Origin of the sequence: Aristaeella lactis, from assembly GCF_018118585.1 — a bacterium.
In the GTDB taxonomy this organism is placed as follows: Bacteria; Bacillota; Clostridia; order Christensenellales; family Aristaeellaceae; genus Aristaeella; species Aristaeella lactis.
In genome coordinates this window covers 1610055-1627654 of record NZ_CP069421.1, presented here as the reverse complement: position 1 = coordinate 1627654, position 17600 = coordinate 1610055, and the positions used below count along the sequence as shown (strand labels likewise).

Sequence of the window (17600 nt, the reverse complement as noted above, 5' to 3'; positions counted from 1 at the left end):
AATGAACAGGAAACTGGCGGTAGCTGAACCGTTTCTGACAGAAAGACACCGGAAGATGATCCGTGAGACGGCTGAGAAAAAAGGATTTGAAGTCCGGATCATGGATTCACCGGAAGAAGACAGGAATTTCCTGAATGAAGCGGAGGTTATCTTTGGACAGGCGCCGGAAACCGCCAAAGTATCCACCGCGCTGAAATGGATCTGCACCCCCTTCGCCGGGGTGGACAAGTTCCTGGCGGAAGATGCCTTTGCGAATCCGGAAGCAATGCTGTCCAACTCTTCCGGCGCTTACGGCGTTACGATCGCAGAGCATACCGTGATGATGCTGCTGGACATCCTGCGCCGGCAGCCTGAATACAGGCAGATTGTGGCGGCCCATGAGTGGAGAAGGGATCTGCTTGTGCGTTCCATCAAAGGCAGCCGGATCACCCTGCTGGGAACCGGTGATATCGGACAGGAAACCGCGGTCCGGCTGAGGGCCTTTTCCCCGGCCTGCCTTACAGGCGTCAACCAGAGCGGAAAGAATCCGGGCGGCTGCTTTGACCGGATCCTGACACGGGAACAATGGGAAACGGTGCTGCCGGAAACGGATGTACTGCTCATGTCGCTGCCTGGCACAAAAGAAACATTCCATATGGTGGGTGAAAAGCAGCTGAGCCTGCTGCCGGACGGCGCGGTGATCATCAATGTGGGCCGCGGAACGGTCATAGACCAGGAAAAGCTGATCCGGGAACTGAAGGCCGGAAGGCTTTACGCGGGACTGGATGTATTTGAAAAGGAACCGCTGACGAAGGATGATCCGGTCTGGGAGCTGCCGAACCTGCTGATCACTCCCCATACGGCAGGCAATATGACGCTGATGCATACAGTGGATCGGATCACGGAAATGTTCCTGGCGGACCTGGAACGGTACTGCAGGGGCGAAAAGCCTGACCACCTGGTGGATCGGAAAAAGGGATACTGACGGAGGCAGAAAAACGTGGAAAAACAATATACGATCATCCGGGCAGGAAGCAAAACCCGCCCGGATGATATTCCGGAACTGACGATGGACCAGGTTCTGTGGGAACCGGATTGCGGTATCCGTGCCGGAGGCCGCATTTTTCATGACGGCGAAAACCTTCTGGTTTTATTGCGGGCAAAAGAAAGAGACATCAGGGCGGAGTATACCGCGCCGATGTCTCCCGTACATGAGGACAGCTGCCTGGAATTCTTTTTTATGCCCGCAGGGGAGGAAAAGTACCTGAATTTTGAGATCAATCCCAACGGCTGCCTGCATATCGGCTTTGGCAGGGACCGGTATGACCGGGAACGGATCCTGCTGCCGGATCCTGCTGCGTATTTCCGGATCCGGACCAGCCGTACCGCTGACGGATGGGAAGCGGAGTACCGGATTCCAGGCGAATTCCTGCGCCGCTTTTATCCGGAATTCCGGTTTACAGGGATCCTGAAAGCCAACGTATACAAGTGCGGGGACAAGACGGTGCATCCCCATTACCTGGCCTGGAATCCGGTTGATTCTTCTGTGCCGGATTATCACCGGCCGGAAAGCTTCGGCACCATGATCCTTGAATGAAGAACAGGGAAAGGGGAACAGAGATGACTGATCCCGAAAAGCTGACGGAAACGGAAGGCCTGCCGGAACTGATTCGGTTCATGAACGGTGAACCGGTCAGGACCCCTGATGACTGGAAAAGAAGGCGGGAGGAGATCCTTTCGCTGTATTCGGAATACGTGTACGGTTATATGCCGGACAAAGCCGGAGAAAGCCTGGCCTGGGCCCTGAAGAAGGATCCGGAGACCGGCGGGATCCTGATGGATATTACTGTTTCCGCCGGAAACCGGAGTGCTTCTTTTTCTGTGCTGGCAGGCATTCCCGCGGCTGAAAAACCGGAGGGCGGATATCCCTTTTATATTGAATACTGGCCCTGGCATTACCAGAACTGGTTTACCAAAGAATGGGTCACCGGCTTTTCCGATAACTGCAAATACGCGATGGAACGCGGATACGCCGCGATCCAGTATGACTGTTCACGGGTGTCCCGGGATGACAGCTCCTATACCGGGGCTTTCTATACCCTGTATCCGTATGAGCCGGAAAATCCCACAGGGCAGCGCGGAGCACTGCTGGCCTGGGCATGGGGTGTCAGCAAAGTGATTGACGCCCTGGAAAACGGAGCCGGGAAAAAGCTGGGGATCAACCCGGGATTATCCCTTGTGGGCGGTGTGTCCAGATACGGAAAAAGCGCCGCTGTGGCCGGCGCCTATGACGAACGGATCCGGGTGACGATCCCTTCCTGCTCCGGAGCGGGAGGAACAGCGATCTACCGGACGAACAACCAGGGAAAGACTTACGACCTGAGCAGCCTGGGCGGCCCGGAGCAGTGGACCAACGATTCACAGAATGAACCGCTTTCCAACCTGCAGGGCGGGGAAGGATACTGGTTCTGCGGAAACTTTGCCCGGGTACCGTCCGCACGCGCTTTCCCGGTGGACCAGCATATGCTGTGCGCCCTCGCGGCAGGAAAAAACCGGCACCTGATCATGGTGACCGGTATCACATCTGAAGGATGGAACAATACAGAGGGGCAGTGCCTTGCCTTTGCAGCGTCCCAGCCGGTCTGGGACCTCCTGGGCTGCGGGGAACAGAACAATATGATCATCCACCTGGACGGCCATGCCATCCTGAGAACGGATATGGAGATGATCCTGGATTACTGCGATGAGCATCTTCTTCACAAGCCGGTAAAGGACATGCAGGATAAAGCACAGCAGATGAAGGGAGAGCTTTTCCTGCGGTACAACAGGGAAGTGCTGGATCCGCTATTCGCTCCGTATCTCCGATAATCAAAGTGTTTTGACCAGGTCCGGGAAGTTTTCCGGAACTGACGTAAAGCATAACCTGAAATCATTTCCCTCCTGGCTGACAATCTTTGCATAAGCGTCCCTGCCCCCGATCCTGAGCATCAGGTTCTGGAAGGGCTTCAGTTTGCTGCCGGTTGCCAGCAGGGCAAAACGGTTATCGGCGGAGATCCGGGTCAGGGATCCGGTGTGTTCCGTGTGATCCACGGTCTTTTCCTCCAGCACATAGAAAACCAGTGCTTTCCCGGAAAGGGTGATCCAGTCTGAAACACCGGAGGCATCATTCAGTTTACAGCTTCCAATGCCGGAAATGTCATAAAAGCGCATATCATGAGTGGCTCCCTTGGGCAGGAAACTGCTTTCGGATTTGACCGACACTTCCTCCGATGCCCGCTCCCGGGTGCTTTCAGAGATGAAGACCTGACCGCGGACTGTGAAGGATTCCAGACGGCCGGCCAGGTTGACGGCTTCGCCCATACAGCCGTATTTCATTTTCTTTTCGGAACCGATATTGCCTACAACGACCGTGCCGGTATTGACGCCGATTCCCATATCCAGTTCCGGGTAACCGTTTTCCCGGTTCCAGGCGTTTACCGCCTCCATGGCATTCTGCATCTCAATGGCGCAGCGGACCGCGGCAGACGCGTGGTCCGGAAGTTCCTTCGGGGCGCCGAAGACGACAAAGATGCCGTCTCCCAGGAATTCGATGATGGTTCCCCGGTGACGCTCAATGACGGCGGACATGCTTTCAAAGTAATGATTCAGGACGGAGACAAGCTGGGTGGATGAAAGCCGAGAACTCATGGCTGTAAAGCCGCGCAGGTCACTCATGAGGATGGTGACTTCCTGCGCCTTACCGCCCTGTTTTTCCCCGTCCGGAGCTGTCAGCACGTAATCAGCGATATCCTCGGAAGTGTAGCGGGCAAAGGCCGATTTCACCCTGACGGACTGGGTCAGGTCGCTGATGACGACCAGGAACAGACCCGGGTCGCTTGGCTCACAGGTCAGGCTGACATGCAGGCGGAAAAGACGGCCTTCGTTGTTGACATAATCCACGAGCGCGTTGAAGGATTTACGCTTCTCCATCACGCTGTCGATAAACAGCTGGATCAGTTCATCGTTTCCTTCCACATAAGGGATGGCTTCCCAGAGTTTGGGACGATCTCCGGCACGGAGCCCGAACAGCTTTTCAGCGGCAGGATTGGCATAGAGCAGTTCTCCGCCCATTCCTGTGATACAGACGGAATCGTCCATGTTCCGGAAGATATACTGTATCCGTTCCGAATTCAGTTCACGCAGCATCTTTTTCTCCTGTCAGCGGTTAGCCGCATACAAGGTTTACCTGCCTGAAAGTTCGCACAGGTATTCGATATCCCGGAAAAGCGGGTCTACGTAATTATCCGGCCTTGTATACTCAATGATAAAGGGGACATCGGGAGTGTATTCGTTCATCAGGGGAATGAGTTCCCGGTAGTCAACGGTTCCGTCCCGGAGCCGGCAGTGGAGGTCATGCATCCCGTCATTGTTATGCAGATGGAAGCCGCCGATGAGCTCCCGCAGGTCCATGATGAGCTTCCGGATATTCCAGCCGTTGGCATTGGCATGACCTATATCGATCAGTACCGGAAGGCCCCGGCTGAGGCAGAGAATGGTAAATTCAGCCTGGTCCAGGAGCAGGGTTCCGTCCGCACGGATGCCGGTGTTTTCCACCAGGATCTTTACATCCGGGAACAGATCCCGCATCTCATCCAGGTTTTCAAGGGTAGTTTTCAGCATCTGTTTCTTCGTGTCGAGGGAGACAGGACAGTTGCTGAGATGATAAACCATGGAAGCCGGATGCAGGATATCTGCGTATTTTTTTGTCAGCAGGATGTGATACATGCCTTCCTCATAGGCAGGACTGCCTTTCGGCGCGGAATGCTCAACACCCCAGACAGGCTCATGGAACAGAAGCGGCCCACCGCCGAAAAGATCAAGGTTCTTTTCCAGATTTGCCTCAAAATCGGGGAGATCAAACATGGGAAGGAGTTCAAATCCCAGGGAGGAACCGAAACGGTCGCGGTAAACCCGGCCCGCTTCCAGCCTGGCGCGGGGCAGTACGCAGGTATCGATGTAAATGTTTTTCATAACCTATCCTTTTCAGCAGGTGATAACAGAAATCCCGGGAAACCGGTTTGGTGCCGGAACCCGGGAGAAGAAGGCCGGTGATTCACATCAGGACTCCTGAACGGCTTCATCACAGGCTTTCACATAATCGATGGTGAGCTTTTTCAGACGACTGGAAAGATGACGCAGGATCATATCCACTTCAAGCGGATTGGCTTTGAAGAGATCCTGCAGGTTTTCGGCACTGATGATCTCCAGGATAGTACCGTTTTCCTCGGCAACCGCAGTCGCGCTGCGCCGTTCGTGATCGATCAGGCTCATTTCACCGAAGAAGGAATTGGGGTAGAGCGTTGTCAGTTTCTTTTCCAGTGTGGAGCCGTAACCGGTATAAATGCCGACAGTACCGCCGTGGATCGCGTACATAAACGTGCCGCTTTCCCCTTCGCGGAAAATGATCTGCCCTTTATCGCAGGATTCCACGGGAAGCGGGGAGGCCTTGGGCTTATCCTGGATCTTTACCTTAACCGTTTCTTCCACGGTGTTCCTGACAGCGTTCTTTTTCGCGAGAGCGCTGATCTCCCGGTACTTTTTCAGTTTTGCCAGGAAGCCTTCTTTTTTCTCCGCACCGTCATCCTTCTTTTCCTTCAGGAACGCGGTGACCTCATCATATTCCTCGGTCAGCGTGCGGATCCGGCTGCCGATCTGTTTCATGATGGCCAGGATCCTGTCAGGCTGTTCCGTGAAATATTCGTTCAGACCGGCTTCAGTGATCTCCGTAACGCGCAGGTCCTCTTCCGCGACGATGGTCGCGGTGCGGGGCCACGCGCCGATGACAGCCATTTCACCGAAATACTGACCGGGCTTCATCTCTGTCAGTTTCCGTTCATCCGCTTCTCCGTAATGAAGGTATACGCCGGCTTTGCCTTCCATGATCTGGAAAAAGCTCTCGCCAAGATCGCCTTCACGGAATACAACTTCGTTTCTGCTGAAAAGCTTTTCTTTCATTGCGTATTTTCCTTTCTGTATTCAGATAGATAAAACATATGAAAACGGCTCTTTTTCTAAATTGTAACTATGTTGTATGTGCTTGTCAAGACATATCAGACATGGCAGGAGATAAGCCGGGAACGGACAAAACAAAAAAAACTGCGGCAGGACTGCCGCAGTCAAAACAGATACTGGTGTTATTACGGAGCGACGTAGTTATCGCGCCATGTGTAGCCGCAGGTTGAACAGGTGTGTTCTGTCCAGCCCCATTCGCCGTCGGCCGGCGGGATCTCTTTTTCCTCGTAAACCGGTTCTTCGCAGGTTTCGGGGAGAAGAACCTTGCGGAATTCCTTGGTTTCCTTCCGGGTGAATCCTTTGAGGTTGTTGGGCTTGCGTGAGGTGAGCTTGGTCAGCGTTTCGCCCACGTCTCCCTTGCAGTAAGCCCGGCGGTCCGGATTGTGCTCAAAGAAATAGATCCGCCCGGTAACAGTATTATGGTTGACAACGCGGTTCTCCAGCCCGAGCGGATATTTGGTTCCGCTGGTATAGAACAGGCCCATGAGACCGCCGTTATGGCAGTAGCCGAAGCAGGAAACGTATCCGTCAATATCCACGGTGCAGTGCTGCACTTTCGCGTAGCCGGTTGCCATCATGGCGCCGAGGAACTGCTCACACCGGGAATCCCGGTTCAGGTCGTTGAAGATCAGCTCCACCCTGGCATTGCAGTTGTCAATAATCCCGCTGCCGAAACCGGCGATGCCGGCTACACCGGACATCACGCCCTCGTTGTTCAGGCGTACATATCCGTCCACGGTCACGTTATCAAAGGTGCAGTGCTGGGCATATCCGGCCAGAATAGAGGCAAAGCAGTGGGTTTTTCCATCGATGGTCACATGGGCGCCGATGACTTTCAGGTTCTTTACGGAAGAAGCTTCCATAACAGAGAACAGGCCGGCAAAGCAGGTATCATATTCCTTCCTGTTGCCGTCCACGGTGATCCGCCTGTCTTCCCCGACACGGGTGACGGTCAGGTTGTAGATTCCGAAGCCGTTTCCGTCCAGGTCGCCGGAGAAGGGAATGGGCGTCCAGTCCACATCCTTCAGGTCAATATCGTTCATGAGACGAAAACTGGCACCGGGATGATTGGCCGCGTCCCGCAGGCCGGCGATGTCATAGATTTCGATCACCTGCTCATCCGCGGCTGCTGTGCCGGTCAGGATGACCGCCAGTGCCAAAAGGAGAGAGAACAAACGTTTCAGCATACAGAGCCTCCATCATGATCATGCTGCCGATGGGCTGCGTTCGCTGACTCATCCGTATATCCGGACAAAGGACACAAACTCATCTGAGATAAAGCATGTTCTGTGCTACCCATCAATATACATCAAAAATGATGAGATTTCAAAGAGTGAAACCGGACAGAAGGCAGATATCAGGAATATCTTTTCTGCCGGCCGGTTTTGTGATAAAATTTTCCGGATACAATCATGGCAAAAGATGGAAAAGATGACAGAACAGGAAAGCGAAGGACAACGCGATGAGGATTCTGATATGTGATGATGATCCGGTGTTCTGCGATGAACTGGAAAGAGACCTGGAGCAGTATGAAATCATACACCGCCTGGAATTTGAGATCCTGAAGGTGTTCTCCGGGGAACAGGCACTGGATGCACTGGCACAAGGGGACTGGGATGTCCTGTTCATGGATATTGAAATGCCGACGATCAACGGAGTGGAAGCCGGCAAACGTGTCAGGGAACAGCTGCAGAACTACAGCCTGAAGATCATCTATGTTTCTTCCAGGCAGGAATACGCGATGGACCTGTTCAAGGTGGATACGTTCGATTTCCTGATCAAACCGGTGGCATATGAAGAGCTTGAAGCAGTGCTGGACAAGCTGCAGAAAACACTGGACCGGAACGGGGAAATGTTTGTTTACCGGAAAAAAGGCCAGGCAGTGCGGTGTCGGCTGGAGGATATTCTGTATTTTGAAAGCTGGCTGAAGAAGACCATTATTGTGACGAGGCAGAAGGAAGACGAATTCTATGCCCCGCTGAAGGATATCTATGAGGAGCTGAAGGACAAGAAATTCTTTTACTGTCACAAGAGCATTCTGGTGAACTATGACCGGGTGGCGGAATTTCACTATGACCGGCTGGTGCTGGACAACGGAAAGGAACTGGAGATCAGCCAGAGCAAACGAAAGGAAGTCCGCCGGCTGAGCGGCGAGATGGGGATGGAGTCATGAGCGTTACGCTGGTGTACCTGATCACAAGCGCGCTGTGCGTTTTGTCCACGGCCCGTTTGTTCCGCTACGGCGCGGAGACAAAGCCTCCGTTCCTGAAGGAAGCGGCGGCTTATGTGGCTTACCAGGCGGTGGTCGATACATGCTTTCTGCTGTTTCGGATCCCGATGCTGAACATGGCGCTGAACCTGACCGGCTTTTTCCTGCTGAACCGGTTATATGAGAAGTCAGTGAAACGGAATATTATGATGGTTCTGGTGACGTATGTGGCCATGATCCTGGCGGAACTGGCAGCTGTCTGGGTCAGCGGCTTTGTGCCGAACGGCCTTCTGGAACGCCAGCAGGACAGCCTTTCGCAGATGGCAATGATTATCCAGTGCGTGATCGCGTCACTGATTGTCCAGGTCCTGAAGCGGTTTAAAGGGCTGGCAAGAAGCACAGAAGGGGACTGGATCAGCTGGGCAGGGGTCATCCTTCTGCAGATTATGCTGATCGGCCTGATTTCCATCATTACCTTCAATTATCATGGAGATGTGCTGGTTATTGCTGTGCTGATGCTGGCGGTGATTGACTATGTGGTGATCTATATCTATGACCGGCTGATCCTTTCCGAGAAGGAGCGGGTGAAGAACCTGCTGCTGGCGGAACAGAAGGAAAGCTATGAGCGGGAAGTGGAAATCCTGAAGGATTCCCAGAAAAAAATCCGCGGCATATACCATGATATCAAGAACCATATCCTGATCCTGCGGTCCTACGCGGAGCAGGAGCAGTATACGGAGCTGAATGACTACCTGGGGCGGTTGCAGGAGGAAACCCGGGCGGCAGCGCCGCAGGTTTACACCGGACAGCCGGCGGTGGACAGCATGCTGCACTATAAAATCAGCAGCGCGAAGGATATTCCCATCCAGGTGGAGACGAGCATTCCGGAGCAGCTGAAGATCGATGATTTTGACATTTCGGTGATCCTGGGGAACCTGCTGGACAACGCCATAGAGGCATGTGAAAAGCTGGAAAAGGAAAAGAGAAGGATCCTGGTTTCCTTGAAACTGGTGAAGAACCAGCTGTTTATCCGGATGGAAAACCCCTATGCCGGACTGCTCCGGCGGCAGGGGGAACGGCTGCTGACGCTGAAGGCGGACAGGGGCAGCCACGGTATCGGGCTGGAGAACGTCCGGCGGATCGTGGAAAAGTACCACGGGCTGATGGAAACGGAGACGGAGGACCAGGTTTTCCGGACCAAAGTTATGCTTTATCTTGGATGATGGCAAAAAAACATTGGATTGTGGCAAAGACGGCCGCAATCCTTCTTTTTTTGCTACTATACAAACGGAACAGGAGGAGAGATACCCCGAAAGGAAGGGAGAAGAATGGAGACAGTTATTAACGTTCAGGATGTTGTGAAAACCTACGGAGAAAAAACGGTACTGGATCATATCGGATTCCGGATACCGGCTGGGGAGACGGTTGCGGTTGTCGGTCCGAACGGAACAGGAAAGACAACCCTGCTTGAGATCCTGATGACGCTCCGCAAAGTGGATTCCGGCAGCGTGAGCATCCTTGGAAAGAATGCAAATGAGCAGAAGGTTGTGGATGAGATCCGAGGCAGGATCGGCGTGATGCTCCAGGAAGGCGGCATGTACAGCTATATCAAGCTGAAGGAAGCCCTGGATCTGTTTGCGTCTTTCTATTCTGTAGGACAGGACAAGATCGGACAGCTGGTGGAGTATTTTGAACTGCAGCCGTACCTGAACACCAAGTATGAGAAGCTTTCCGGAGGATGGAAACAGCGGTTCCTTCTGGCGATCGCGTTCCTGCATGACCCGGACCTGGTTTTCCTGGATGAACCCACAACAGGTCTGGATCCCAAAGCTACGCAGCTTGTATGGGAAAAGATCAGGGGCGGGGTGCAGAAGACCAAGACGATTCTGCTTTCCACCCACTCGATGGAGGAAGTGGATAAGTTCTGTGACCGTGTGATTGTACTGAACAAGGGAAAGATCGCAGCCAATGACACGCCCGCAGCGATTAAGGAGAAACTGAAGGTTGATTTCTTTTCCGACGCGTATTTCAGGCTTGTGGAAGGAGATGACAGACGGTGAGGATTTCCATGAAATGCATCTGGAAACAATTCTGGTATGATCTGGTCATCTTCTTCCGGGAACCGTTTTTCGCACTGCCGATCCTGCTGCTGCCCGGTGTGTTTTTTATCGTCTACGCGGGCTCCATGGCGAAGGACGCGGCGAGCATCGAAGGATTCGCCCAGTATCTACCCATGTATATGATCCTGATCTCTTTCCTGACGGTTTTCTTTAACATCGGAACACAGTATGTGACGGACAAGCAGAGCGGTATTTTCAAACGTCTGCTGCTGAGCCCCATCAGCCTGTTCAATGTAGTGCTGACCTATTCCCTGCGGGGGCTGCTGATCTCTGTACTCGGATTCTTCGAAATGATCGCGATTGCTGCCCTGGTGTTTGGAATTCCCCTGAGCAGCAATATGATCCTGTTCTTCCTTGCGTTCCTGGTGACGGTAATGATCATGATGCTGCTGAGCCTGACGCTGCACGGCTTTTTCAAAAACAGCCGCCAGGTGATGCCCTTTACGATTATCGGTTTCCAGTATGTGCTGTTTGCAAGCGGGATGATCATGCCGGTGGAAAAAATGCCGACAGTGCTGCGGTATCTGGTTTACGTGAATCCGGTTTACCATATGAACCAGATCCTGGTGAGAGTATGGTACAACGCGCCGCAGAAGGTGATCCACATTGCCGCGCTGGCCATTTGGGTGGTGATTTGCCTGGTGCTGATCCGGTTCCAGAAAGGATTCGCGACAGATAAATAAGGACAGGATGGAAAAGAAAAGAACGCTGTGTTTTCATAAACACAGCGTTCTTTATATGGCGGAGAAGCCGGGATTTGAACTATATTACTCAATGCTAATTTATTGGGGAACGTAGTAAAATCAATCAATTCAGGGGACAATAGTTTCATTTTCACGCCAAATGTTATAGTTTTATAAGGGTACAGATAAGGGTACAATTCTCTGCTTACAAAAGAGGCTGTCAAAGAGACAGTCTGAAACGCCGTATCGGATACGGCGCTTTTGCATGGCAGGGAAGCCGGGGCTGCGCAGGCGGGAAGGAAACGACGCGATGGCGCGGGATCACAGGCTCCCGCGGCGAATCAGTGCGTCAGCCAGTTCGGCCATCTGAACGGCGGGCTCCGCACAGTTCCGGTTTACCCAGGCGCGGATCAGCCCGGCGGCACCATAGATCACAAAACTGAAGCGGTAATCAAAATCCGCTTCATTTTTTTTGTCCACCGCGGCGGCGTATGGAAATCCGGTGAGACATTTTTCCCGGATCACATCGTACAGGCGGTGCAGGAATTTCATGTCGCCGTAGGGGCTGAGCAATACCCGGACAATCTCCTGGTTTTCTTCGATAAAACGGAATACATCCAGCAGGATCGGTTTGGTTTCCTGTCGGGCCGCGTCAGTTTCATGCAGGGCGGCAATGCTGTCCAGGGCCTCAAACATGCTGTCCTCCAGCTTTTCCAGCATGTCGTACACATCCCTGTAATACAGGTAGAAAGTACCCCGGTTCATATCCGCAAGGTCTGTCAGCTCCTTGACTGTGATCTCCTTGATCTGTTTTTCCTGCATGAGCTGAGTCAGGGCCTGGGTCAGCATCTTTTTGGTGCGCCTCACACGCCGGTCTTCTTTTTTTTGCTCTTCCATGGGTCTCCTTCTTTCCTGAACAATATTGGCTTTTTTGTTGATTATCCGGATGGCGGTTGAACCGGTGTTGATTAACAAACGATCGATAATCAATCTGATTATTGATTTCGATCACGGGGGTCATTATAATTCACGGCGTTGAGAAAGTCAACACGGTGTTCAAAACAAGCACCGAACAGGAGGAAGACAAACATGAAAGGATTTACCAAGGGACTGGTTCAGCACCGGATACTGATCATCATCCTGTGCATTGCGCTGGTGGTGCCGTCTGTGCTGGGCATGGTCCGGACAAAGACCAAATATGACCTGCTGTATTACCTGCCGAAGGACCTGGAGACCGTCCAGGGCCAGGAGATTCTGATGAAGGATTTCGGCAAGGGCGCTTTTTCCCTGCTGGTTACGGAGGGTATGAACCTGAAGGACCAGGCGGATATGGAAAACGCCCTGAAGGAAATACCGCATGTGGACTCCGTCATCGGGTACGCTTCACTGACGAAGGGAACGCTGCCCGTGGAAATCATCCCGGATGATATTCGGGAGAAGTTCCAGCGGGGCGACTGTATGCTTTCCGCCGTCTTCTTTGATGAAGGTTCCTCCTCTGAGGAAACCATGGAAGCTATCAGTCAGGTACGGAAGGTTGCCGGTGAAAAAACTTTTGTGAGCGGCCTTTCTGCGGTCGTGACCGATACCAGGCAGCTGGTGGAGGACCAGGAAGCGATCTATGTCGCCATTGCCGTGGCACTGTGCGCCGTTGTGCTGATGCTGACAATGGACTCGTTCCTGCTGCCGATGATCTTCCTGCTCTGCATTGCCGTTTCCGTTCTGTGGAACATGGGCAGCAATTATTTCCTGGGCGAGATCAGCTATATCACCAAGGCGGTGGCTGCCGTGCTGCAGCTGGCTGTGACGCTGGACTATTCCATTTTCCTGTGGCACAGCTACAAGGAGCAGAAAGCCCTGACGGACGACAAGGATGAAGCCATGGCGAATGCCATCCGGGTGACCTTCACTTCCATCCTGGGCTCCTCCCTGACCACGATCGCCGGCTTTGTGAGCATCTGCTTCATGAGTTTCACCCTGGGCAAAGACCTGGGCATTGTGATGAGCAAGGGCGTAATCCTGGGCGTGCTTGGCACGGTGACGCTGCTGCCCTGTGTGATCCGGGCGCTGGACGGCGCGATCGAAAAAACGAGCCACAAACCGCTGCTGCCTGATGTGAGCGGCATCGGCCGGTTCGTTACGAAACACTATAAAGTGCTGGCTGTGATCCTGCTGGTTATGATCATCCCGGCGTTCTACGGATACCGGAATGTGAATGTCTACTACGATATGAGCAAGGTCATGCCGCCGGAACTGGAGTCTGTCCAGGCCAATAAAAAGCTGGAAGAAACCTTTGATATGTCCACCACGCATCTGCTGCTTGTCGATGCGGATGTATCCCAGAAGGATGTCCGGGACATGACGAAAGAAATGCAGCAGGTGGACGGCGTGAAAAGCGTCATCGGGATTGACAGCCTGCTGGGCGCCGGGATTCCGGAATCGATCCTGCCGGAGGACGTGCTGTCCCTGGTAAAAGGAGACCGGTACCAGCTGATGCTGGTGAACAGCGCTTACGTTATCTCTTCGGATGAAGTGAATGCGCAGATCGACAGCCTGAACGCAATCCTGAAGAAATATGACAAGGGCGGCATGCTGATCGGCGAAGCACCCTGCACGAAGGACCTGATTGCCTGTACGGATCGGGACTTCACGGTTGTCAGCCTGATCTCGATTATCGCGATCTTTGTGATCATCATGCTGGTGCAGCGGTCCGTCTCGCTGCCTGTACTGCTGGTGGCAGTGATCGAACTGGCCATTGCGGCCAATCTGTGCATCCCGTATTACCTGAAGCAGGAACTGCCCTTCGTGGGGCCAATCCTGATCTCCACCATCCAGCTGGGCGCCACGGTGGACTACGCCATCCTGATGACGACCCGCTACAAGCAGAACCGGCTTGCGGGCAAGGATAAAAAAGAAGCGGTTCAGGACGCTGTCGCTTCCGCCGCGCAGAGCGTGCTGGTCAGCGGCCTGGGCTTCTTTGCGGCCACCTACGGCGTGGGCCTCTATTCCAACGTGGCTATTATCTCCTCCATGTGCAGGCTGATTGCCCGCGGCGCGCTGCTGAGCGTGGCAGTTGTATTGCTGCTCCTGCCGGCGGTGCTGCTGATCATGGATAAAGTCATTGTTCACACGACAGCCGGAATGAAAAAAGCTGCCTGCTGATTTGGAAAGGAAGGATCATTATGAGTAAGAAGATTATTGCGATGCTGACAGCGCTGGTCATGATACTCGGATGTACCGGCGCGCTGGCCGAGAATACGAAGCATGAACGGGTTTATGTGGTCGCAGGCGCTGACGGCTCTGTGAAAAGCATTACCGACAGTATCCGCCTGGAGAACACGGACGGGCTGGATGAACTGACTGACCGTACTATGCTGACAGACATTCTGAACGTTGGCGGGAATGAAACCTTTACCCTGGAAGGCGAAACACTCGTCTGGAAAGCAAACGGAAAGAACGTGATCTATCAGGGAGCATCGGCTAAAGCCCCGGCTGTAGTGCCGGTTGTGACCCTGACGCTGGACGGGGAGGAGATCTCCGTGGCAGACCTGAAAGAAAAGACCGGGGAAGCTGTCCTGACCGTAACTTACCGGACAGAAGGGCAGGCACCCGCACTGGTGCTTTCCGCGCTGCTGCTTCCCGAAGAAGGCATTTCAGACCTGAAAACGGAAAACGCGGCCGTGCTTACGGAAGCGGAACGGTCCGTACTGGTAGGATGGGCTGTGCCGAACATGGATCCGTCCCTGCAGCTGCCGGTATCCTTTTCCGCAGTGTTCCATGCGGATCACGCGGATCTTGGCTGGATGATGACATTCTGCTCCTCCGATCCGCTGGAAGCTGCCTGCAGGGAATTGGACGCGCGGATCGACGGTATGGATCCTGAAGCGCTGCTGAAGGATGTCACAGTGCTACTGACAGCGCTGAAGGACGGTGCTGATTTGCCCGAGACCGAAGGAATGACGAAAGAAATCGTCGGTAAGATTAATGAACTGAATAAAGGATTGAAGGATCTGGATGCCAGCGCTTTACAACTGGCAGAAGGTGCGCAGCAGGTGGCGGAAGGCTCAGCTGCTCTGGACACAGGCCTTGCTGCGCTGAAAGGGAATAATGATACACTGAACAACGGAGCGGAACAACTCTTTGCAGCAATCCTGAACACGGCCAATGACCAGATCGCTGCTTCCGGCCTGGCTGACGCCGGCATCACGATACCGGTGCTGACCGCAGAGAATTATGCCGAAATCCTGGATGGTGTGATAGCGCAGCTTGATCCCGATACGCTGAAAGCCGCTGCCTCCGCTAAAATCGCGGAGGAAGTCCGGAAACAGGTCGCAGCCAAAGAAGACCAGATCAGGGCAGGCGTTCTGGAGGCCGTAAAAGGCAAGGTGCTGGAAGCCGTTCTGAAGGCTGCCGGGTTTGAGATGACTGCCGAACAGTATGCCGCCGCCCTGAAAGGCGGATTGGTGTCAAAGGAACAGGCCGCACAGGTAGACACCGCTGTGGAAGCTCAGATGAAAAGCGAAGCAATTCTGGCTCAGACCGAAGCGGCCGTACAGGAACAGATTGAAAAACTGGTGACTGAGAACACAGAGGCTTATCTGGCGAAGGACGAAACGATTACTGCGAAACTGGCACAGGCGGCAGCGGCCCGGGAGCAGCTCCTGGCTCTGAAAGAGAAGCTTGATCAGGTGAACACTTTTGTAACCGGTCTGAAAGATTATACGGACGGTGTGGCCCAGGCTTCTGACGCTGCAGTAACGCTTTCCGCCGGCGCAACGCTGGTATCAACCGGCGCGTCCACACTGCAGGAAACCGGAACAAAAACGCTGAAAGACAGCATTCTTACCGCCGAAAAGAGTGCGGCCGTGAATCTCCTTCCGCTCGTGGAAAAGAATCTGACTGGTGTTTTGAACGCCTGGAAGACGACAAAGGATCATCTGACAGATACCGGATATGACCTCAAACCGGAGGGTATGGATGAAGAGACGGTATATATTATTCGGACAGATTTGAAATAATAGATTGAAATTGGATCTGCGAGTCAACAAATCTATTCCCGGTTATAAATTTCGCTTGGAACAATAGGATGATATAGCGCGGTGCGAGCGGTTTGACAACACTAACGCCGCGCGATTTTGTTATTCAAGCGTAATAATTTGTACAATTTGGTCATTCTCTCTAAAGGGTACAGTAAAAGGTACAAGCCTGTTTTTTGGCATCAAAAAAACCCCAGGAACGTTGATTTTCCTGAGGTCTTATTGGCGGAGAAGCCGGGATTTGAACCCGGGCTGGCTTTAACACCACTACTCCCTTAGCAGGGGAGCCCCTTCGGCCACTTGGGTACTTCTCCATGTCAAGGCTGGCGGAGCGAGAGGGATTCGAACCCCCGGTACCTTTCGGTATCACTGGTTTTCAAGACCAGCGCCTTCAACCGCTCGGCCATCGCTCCAGAGCTAACCAGCCCGATTATATTATCATGAGACAGGTGCCTCGTCAAGGGCTTTTTGTTGCGGGCAGAAAGCAAATCATATATAATGACCGGGATCGGAGATGAGGCATTGAATGGGTAATATTTTCTATTTTGACTGGGAAGTGGACCTGATCGAATGGCTGCAGAAGGCGGCAGGATCCATTGGGCAGACAGTGTCCAAAGCGGTGACTTTTGTCGGCGGGGAAACGGTGACCCTGCTGATCCTGCTGATCATGCTTTTCTGCTATAACAAAGAGGCGGGGAAGCGCTGCGGCTTTACGATTGTTGCTGCCAGCATGTGGTATCCGATGATCAAAAATATCGTGATGCGCGTGAGACCCTATATGGCTCATCCGGAACGGGTAGAGGCGATGACCGTTGTTGAAGCTGACGCGGATCCTATGGATATTCTCCAGCAGGGATATTCTTTCCCCAGCGGACACAGCGCCACGGCGGTGTCCATGTACGGGAGCATAGCCCGGGAAGTCCGCAAAAAATGGATGTGGTGGCTGGCTGTGCTTCTTCCGCTGCTGATCGGCCTGAGCCGGTTTACGGTCGGTGTGCATTATCCGACAGATGTGCTTGCCGGATGGGCTGTCGGCCTGGCGGCAATTGCTTTCAGTGCTGTTCTGCATAAGAAAGTGAAACGGGAATGGGTACGGAGCGCGATCCTGCTTGCGGTAACTCTGCCGGGGATCTTCTGGTGCACAAGCCGTGATTATTTTACGTCCCTTGGCCTGCTGATCGGTATGGTGACGGTTTATCCGTATGAAAGGAAACACATAGGGTTTAAAGATACCAGAAATGTATGGGCAATGATCCTGAGACTTGCGGGAGCCTTCGCGATATACGCGGTCCTGAACACCGTGCTGAAGCTGCCGTTCAGCAGTGAATGGCTGAACAGCGGTACACTGGCGGCAAACCTGATCCGCGCAGCCCGGTACGCGATTATCCTGTTCACGATCGTAGGTGTGTATCCGCGGGCGTTTCCGTTTTTTGAGAAAATCGGGAAAAAGGGAATTCATAATTCATAATTCAGAATTCATCGTTATATCTGCCTGAGGGCGAAACCTATTGAGTGCAAAGTGAGG

At 53.3% G+C, this 17600-nt stretch carries 15 protein-coding genes and 2 tRNA genes; 10 read left to right on the top strand and 7 right to left on the bottom strand.

Annotated features, from left to right (window positions below; all coding sequences use genetic code 11):
- Position 1: 1 nt before the first annotated feature.
- Genes JYE50_RS07585 through JYE50_RS07575 form a run of 3 tightly spaced genes read left to right on the top strand, consistent with a single transcriptional unit; the run spans position 2 to position 2847 of the window.
- Complete coding sequence (locus JYE50_RS07585; RefSeq protein ID WP_084096725.1) at positions 2-964, top strand: D-2-hydroxyacid dehydrogenase; 963 nt, start codon at positions 2-4, stop codon at positions 962-964.
- Between the two features lie 15 nt (positions 965-979).
- On the top strand, positions 980-1576 hold the full coding sequence (locus JYE50_RS07580) for a carbohydrate-binding family 9-like protein (RefSeq protein ID WP_084096726.1): 597 nt from the start codon (positions 980-982) through the stop codon (positions 1574-1576).
- Between the two features lie 23 nt (positions 1577-1599).
- Positions 1600-2847 (top strand): glucuronyl esterase domain-containing protein, encoded by a 1248-nt coding sequence (locus tag JYE50_RS07575; protein ID WP_143763670.1) that lies wholly within the window; start codon positions 1600-1602, stop codon positions 2845-2847.
- Here the strand turns inward: JYE50_RS07575 and JYE50_RS07570 are convergent, their stop codons facing one another.
- The 4 genes from JYE50_RS07570 to JYE50_RS07555 all read right to left on the bottom strand — a co-directional run bounded on the left by JYE50_RS07570 (position 2848) and on the right by JYE50_RS07555 (position 7217).
- Positions 2848-4164: an adenylate/guanylate cyclase domain-containing protein gene (locus JYE50_RS07570; protein ID WP_084096728.1), complete on the bottom strand. Its 1317-nt coding sequence runs from the start codon at positions 4162-4164 to the stop codon at positions 2848-2850.
- 36 nt (positions 4165-4200) lie between these two features.
- Positions 4201-4989: a sugar phosphate isomerase/epimerase family protein gene (locus tag JYE50_RS07565; RefSeq protein ID WP_084096729.1), complete on the bottom strand. Its 789-nt coding sequence runs from the start codon at positions 4987-4989 to the stop codon at positions 4201-4203.
- An 87-nt stretch (positions 4990-5076) separates the two neighbouring features.
- Positions 5077-5973, bottom strand: a complete 897-nt coding sequence (locus JYE50_RS07560; RefSeq protein WP_084096730.1) for a cyclic nucleotide-binding domain-containing protein — start codon at positions 5971-5973, stop codon at positions 5077-5079.
- A gap of 182 nt (positions 5974-6155) precedes the next feature.
- Positions 6156-7217, bottom strand: coding sequence for a M26 family metallopeptidase (locus JYE50_RS07555; protein WP_084096731.1), 1062 nt, complete (start codon positions 7215-7217; stop codon positions 6156-6158).
- Positions 7218-7492: 275 nt separating this feature from the next.
- Here JYE50_RS07555 and JYE50_RS07550 point away from each other — a divergent pair, with 275 nt between their 5' ends.
- The 4 genes from JYE50_RS07550 (at position 7493) to JYE50_RS07535 (ending at position 11042) form a co-directional block, all read left to right on the top strand.
- The gene (locus JYE50_RS07550; RefSeq protein ID WP_084096732.1) at positions 7493-8203 is read left to right on the top strand and encodes a LytR/AlgR family response regulator transcription factor; all 711 of its coding nucleotides are present in this window, start codon (positions 7493-7495) and stop codon (positions 8201-8203) included.
- Positions 8200-9462, top strand: coding sequence for a sensor histidine kinase (locus tag JYE50_RS07545; protein WP_084096733.1), 1263 nt, complete (start codon positions 8200-8202; stop codon positions 9460-9462). The genes JYE50_RS07550 and JYE50_RS07545 overlap by 4 nt, the downstream gene beginning before the upstream one ends.
- Positions 9463-9567: 105 nt before the next feature.
- Positions 9568-10299 (top strand): ABC transporter ATP-binding protein, encoded by a 732-nt coding sequence (locus tag JYE50_RS07540; RefSeq protein WP_084096734.1) that lies wholly within the window; start codon positions 9568-9570, stop codon positions 10297-10299.
- 8 nt (positions 10300-10307) lie between these two features.
- Positions 10308-11042 (top strand): ABC transporter permease, encoded by a 735-nt coding sequence (locus JYE50_RS07535; RefSeq protein WP_143763671.1) that lies wholly within the window; start codon positions 10308-10310, stop codon positions 11040-11042.
- A 321-nt stretch (positions 11043-11363) separates the two neighbouring features.
- Here JYE50_RS07535 and JYE50_RS07530 read toward each other — a convergent pair whose 3' ends face one another.
- On the bottom strand, positions 11364-11939 hold the full coding sequence (locus JYE50_RS07530; RefSeq protein WP_084096736.1) for a TetR/AcrR family transcriptional regulator: 576 nt from the start codon (positions 11937-11939) through the stop codon (positions 11364-11366).
- A 192-nt stretch (positions 11940-12131) separates the two neighbouring features.
- Here JYE50_RS07530 and JYE50_RS07525 point away from each other — a divergent pair, with 192 nt between their 5' ends.
- Together JYE50_RS07525 and JYE50_RS07520 are read left to right on the top strand one after the other, a co-directional pair.
- Complete coding sequence (locus JYE50_RS07525) at positions 12132-14201, top strand: efflux RND transporter permease subunit (protein ID WP_084096737.1); 2070 nt, start codon at positions 12132-12134, stop codon at positions 14199-14201.
- A 20-nt stretch (positions 14202-14221) separates the two neighbouring features.
- Positions 14222-16057: a hypothetical protein gene (locus JYE50_RS07520; RefSeq protein WP_084096738.1), complete on the top strand. Its 1836-nt coding sequence runs from the start codon at positions 14222-14224 to the stop codon at positions 16055-16057.
- Between the two features lie 241 nt (positions 16058-16298).
- Here the strand turns inward: JYE50_RS07520 and JYE50_RS07515 are convergent.
- Both JYE50_RS07515 and JYE50_RS07510 read right to left on the bottom strand, forming a co-directional pair.
- A tRNA-Ser gene (locus JYE50_RS07515) sits at positions 16299-16389 on the bottom strand.
- A 10-nt stretch (positions 16390-16399) separates the two neighbouring features.
- A tRNA-Ser gene (locus JYE50_RS07510) sits at positions 16400-16488 on the bottom strand.
- A gap of 113 nt (positions 16489-16601) precedes the next feature.
- On the opposite strand from JYE50_RS07510, the gene JYE50_RS07505 reads away from it, so the two are divergent.
- Complete coding sequence (locus JYE50_RS07505) at positions 16602-17543, top strand: phosphatase PAP2 family protein (RefSeq protein WP_084096739.1); 942 nt, start codon at positions 16602-16604, stop codon at positions 17541-17543.
- Positions 17544-17600: the final 57 nt, after the last annotated feature.

What these genes read in the sequence shown, in the direction of transcription:
- JYE50_RS07565 (WP_084096729.1), bottom strand. Translation starts at nt 4,989, where the DNA reads ATGAAAAACATTTACATCGATACCTGCGTACTGCCCCGCGCCAGGCTG.
- JYE50_RS07525 (WP_084096737.1), top strand. Translation starts at nt 12,132, where the DNA reads ATGAAAGGATTTACCAAGGGACTGGTTCAGCACCGGATACTGATCATC.
- JYE50_RS07570 (WP_084096728.1), bottom strand. Translation starts at nt 4,164, where the DNA reads ATGCTGCGTGAACTGAATTCGGAACGGATACAGTATATCTTCCGGAAC.
- JYE50_RS07505 (WP_084096739.1), top strand. Translation starts at nt 16,602, where the DNA reads ATGGGTAATATTTTCTATTTTGACTGGGAAGTGGACCTGATCGAATGG.
- JYE50_RS07550 (WP_084096732.1), top strand. Translation starts at nt 7,493, where the DNA reads ATGAGGATTCTGATATGTGATGATGATCCGGTGTTCTGCGATGAACTG.
- JYE50_RS07560 (WP_084096730.1), bottom strand. Translation starts at nt 5,973, where the DNA reads ATGAAAGAAAAGCTTTTCAGCAGAAACGAAGTTGTATTCCGTGAAGGC.
- JYE50_RS07535 (WP_143763671.1), top strand. Translation starts at nt 10,308, where the DNA reads ATGAAATGCATCTGGAAACAATTCTGGTATGATCTGGTCATCTTCTTC.
- JYE50_RS07585 (WP_084096725.1), top strand. Translation starts at nt 2, where the DNA reads ATGAACAGGAAACTGGCGGTAGCTGAACCGTTTCTGACAGAAAGACAC.
- JYE50_RS07575 (WP_143763670.1), top strand. Translation starts at nt 1,600, where the DNA reads ATGACTGATCCCGAAAAGCTGACGGAAACGGAAGGCCTGCCGGAACTG.
- JYE50_RS07545 (WP_084096733.1), top strand. Translation starts at nt 8,200, where the DNA reads ATGAGCGTTACGCTGGTGTACCTGATCACAAGCGCGCTGTGCGTTTTG.
- JYE50_RS07555 (WP_084096731.1), bottom strand. Translation starts at nt 7,217, where the DNA reads ATGCTGAAACGTTTGTTCTCTCTCCTTTTGGCACTGGCGGTCATCCTG.
- JYE50_RS07540 (WP_084096734.1), top strand. Translation starts at nt 9,568, where the DNA reads ATGGAGACAGTTATTAACGTTCAGGATGTTGTGAAAACCTACGGAGAA.
- JYE50_RS07520 (WP_084096738.1), top strand. Translation starts at nt 14,222, where the DNA reads ATGAGTAAGAAGATTATTGCGATGCTGACAGCGCTGGTCATGATACTC.
- JYE50_RS07530 (WP_084096736.1), bottom strand. Translation starts at nt 11,939, where the DNA reads ATGGAAGAGCAAAAAAAAGAAGACCGGCGTGTGAGGCGCACCAAAAAG.